This is a genomic window from Frankia sp. AiPs1 (genome assembly GCF_023716945.1).
Lineage (GTDB): Bacteria > Actinomycetota > Actinomycetes > Frankiales > Frankiaceae > Frankia.
In genome coordinates, this window is sequence record NZ_JAMQQF010000595.1 from 1 (window position 1) to 3,601 (window position 3,601).

The 3,601-nt window shown below is 76.7% G+C and carries 1 protein-coding gene; it reads left to right on the forward strand.

Translation table 11 applies throughout. The features are described from left to right. Positions 1 to 3,601 (forward strand): SDR family NAD(P)-dependent oxidoreductase (locus ND748_RS27985; RefSeq protein WP_251749192.1); only part of this gene is annotated, 3,601 nt, incomplete at both ends.

Here is a 3,601-nt window from a genome sequence, read left to right on the forward strand (position 1 = left end):
CGCTGGACCTGCTCGCCCGGGACGAGGCCGGCACGGGCCGGGCCCTGGGCCGGGTCACCGGGCCGCTGCGGACCGCGTTGCTGTTCACCGGGCAGGGCAGCCAGCGGGCCGGCATGGGCCGCGAGCTCTACGACATGTTCCCGGCGTTCGCCGCCGCCTTCGACGAGGTGTGCGCCGCCTTCGCGCCGCACCTGGACCGGCCGCTGCGCGACGTCGTGTTCGCGGCGCCGGGCAGTCCGGCCGCGGCGCTGCTGGACTCGACCGGCTGGGCCCAGCCGGCCCTGTTCGCGCACGAGGTCGCCCTGTTCCGCCTGCTGGCCGGGTGGGGGGTGCGCCCCGACGCGGTGCTGGGTCACTCCGTCGGCGCCATCGCCGCCGCCCACGCGGTCGGCGTGCTGTCCCTGGCCGACGCGGCGACGATGGTCGGCGCCCGGGCCCGGCTGATGGCCGGGCTGCCGGCGGGCGGTGCGATGGCCGCGCTGAGCCTTTCGGCGCACGACACGGGTGCGCTGCTCGTCGGCGTCGAGGGAACGGTGACGATCGCCGCCGTCAACGGGCCCCGGGCGACCGTGGTGTCCGGCGACGAACGGGCCGTGGCCGAGGTCGTGCGGCGCGCCGCGGCCGGTGGCGCGCGGACCCGCCGGCTGCCGGTCAGCCACGCCTTCCACTCTCCGCTGATGGAACCCATGCTCGCCGAATTCCACAACACCGTGGCCGGCCTGACGATGTCGGCACCGACCGCAGTCTTCGTCTCCGACCTGACCGGCCAGCCGGTGACCGCGGCCACCCTGGCCACCGCCGACTACTGGGTGCGCCATGCCCGGGAGGCGGTGCGGTTCGCCCCCGCGGTCCAGGCCCTGTACGAGGCGGGTGTCCGCGGCTTCCTCGAACTCGGGCCGGACACGGTCCTGGCGACGATGGCCGCCGACACCCTCACCGAGCTGTCGACGGCGGGCACGGACGGCACGGACGGCACAGACGACACGGCTCGGGTCGCGGAGTTCGTCACGCTGGCGACGCAGCGCCGGGACCGGCCCGAGCCGGAAGTTCTCGCCGCGGCGCTCGGCGCCCTGCACACCGCCGGCGGACGGGTGGACTGGGCCACCTACTTCGGCCCCGGGCCCAGGGTGGACCTGCCCACCTATCCGTTCCAGCGGTCCCGCTACTGGCTGGACCCCCCGGCCACCACCGGCGACGACGGTCTCGGCGCGGCCGGCCTGGACTCCGCGCAGCACCCGCTGCTGGGCGCGACGGTCGACCTGGCCGACGGCGCCGGCTCGGTGTTCACCGGGCGGATCTCCCTGCGCAGTCACCCGTGGCTGGCCGACCACCAGATCGGCGGGTCGGCTGTGGTACCGGCCACGGCGCTGCTCGGCCTCGCCCTGCACGGTGCCCGGGTCGTCGGGGCCGGCGAGGTGGCGGAACTGACCCTCACCGCCGCGCTGCCGGTCCCCGCGCGCGGTGCCGTCACGCTGCAGCTTGCGGTGGGCGTGGCCGACGACAGCGGGCGACGCCCGGTGCACATCCATTCCCGCCCGGACGGCGGCGCCGGCCACTGGACCGTCCATGCCCGCGGGCTACTCGGTCCCGACCCGGCCGGCGAGCCGCTCGCCGAGCCGGAGCCAGGGCTGGAGCCGGGGCCGTGGCCACCGGCCGGCGCCGAACCGATCGACACCGAGGCCGGCTACGACAGCCTTGCCCGGCTCGGCTACGGCTACGGCCCGCTCTTCCAGGGTCTGCGGGCCGGCTGGCGGCGCGGCGACGAGCTGTTCGCCGAGGTCGTCCTGCCGCAGGAGGCGCCCTACGGTTCGGCGCCACACCCGGCGCTGCTCGACGCGGCCCTGCACCCGCTCGCCCTTGCCGGCGCGACCGGCGAGACCGGCGCCACGACGCCGGCCGCCGACTCGGACGGAGGACCGCCCGGGCCGGGCAGGGACGGCATCCGGGTGCCGTTTTCCTGGCACGGGGTGCGGGCCGGTGCCGGCTACGCTCCGGTGCTCGCGCTACGGGCGCGGATCTCCCCGGTCGGCCCGGACCGGGTGCGGCTGCTGCTCACCGACTCGGCGGACCGACCCGTACTGGCCGTCGGCAGCCTGGTCGTGCGCGTGGCCGATCCGTCTCGGCTGGCCGCGACGCGCGGCGTCGAGGGGGCGCTGCACCGGCTGGCCTGGGTTGCACCGACCGGCCCGACGCCGGTCGGCCCGACCACGCACGTGCTGACCGGCTGGCGACAGGTCGAGGACCTGCTGGCCTCGATCGCGGCCGGCGCGCAGGCACCCGAGGTGGTGGTGCTGGACGTCGGGGACTCCCCGACTGTCGAAGCCGTCGCCACCGAAGCCGTCGCCACCGAAGCCGTCGACCGTGCCTCGCCCGCGGCGGCCCGGGCCACACTGCTGGCCGCGCTGCCCGTCCTGCATGGCTGGCTGGCCGAGGAGCGGCTGGCGGGTAGCCGGCTGGTGCTGCTCACCCGCGGAGCGGTCGCCGCCCGCGCCGGCGATCCGGTCGACGGGCTCGCCCATGCCGCGCTGTGGGGCCTGGGCCGGTCGGCGCAGACGGAGCATCCGGGCGTGTTCACCCTGCTCGACACCGATGCCACCCCGGCGTCCGCGCGGGCACTCGGCGCCGCGGTCGCCACCGGCGAGTCCCAGCTCGCGCTGCGGGGCGGACGCATCCTGTTGCCCCGGCTGGAACCGCTGCCAGCCCCGCCGACCGGATCCGACCAGGCTGACCGAGCCGCCCAAACCACCCGAACCACCCAAAACGCCCAACCTGGCCGAGCTGACCGAGCTGACCAGGCCGACCAAGGCGGCCAGGCTGGCCTGGCGGGCGCGATCCCCAGCGAGGGCACGGTCCTCGTGACCGGTGCCACGGGTGCCCTCGGCGGTCTGGTCGCGCGGCGGCTGGTGACCGAGCACGGCGTCCGCCGCCTGCTGTTGGCCAGCCGCCGCGGCCCCGCCGCCCCCGGCGCCGGTGCCCTGGTCGAACAGCTCACCGAGCTCGGCGCCGAGGTGCTGCTGCTGGCCTGTGACATCAGCGATCCCGACCAGCTCGGCCGGCTGTTGCGGACGGTTCCGGTCGCCCACCCGCTGTCGGCCGTCGTACACATCGCCGGGATCACCGCCGACGCCACCTTCGCGACGCTCGACGCCGACCGCCTCGACCCGGTGCTGCGGCCCAAGGTGCAGGCGGCCTGGCTGCTGCACGAGCTGACCCGCGACGCCGGGCTGGCGGCGTTCGTGCTGTTCTCCTCGGTCGCAGCGGTCGTCGGCAACGCCGGCCAGGCCAACTACGCGGCGGCGAACGCCTATCTCGACGCGCTCGCCGAACACCGACGCGCCCAGGGTCTGCCGGCCGTCTCGCTGAACTGGGGGCTGTGGGAGAACGCCGAGGGCATGGGCGGGGCGCTGTCCGCGGCCGACCTGGCCCGCATCGCCCGGGCAGGCGTGCTCGCGCTGCCCGAACGCGACGGGCTCGCGCTGTTCGACGCGGCGCTGGCGGCCGGGCCGGCGGTGGTGGTACCGGCCCGTTTCGACCTGGGCGCGCTGCGGACCGCCGCCCGGGAACAACGGCTGGCTCCAGCGCTTCGCGGGCTGCTGCCGGC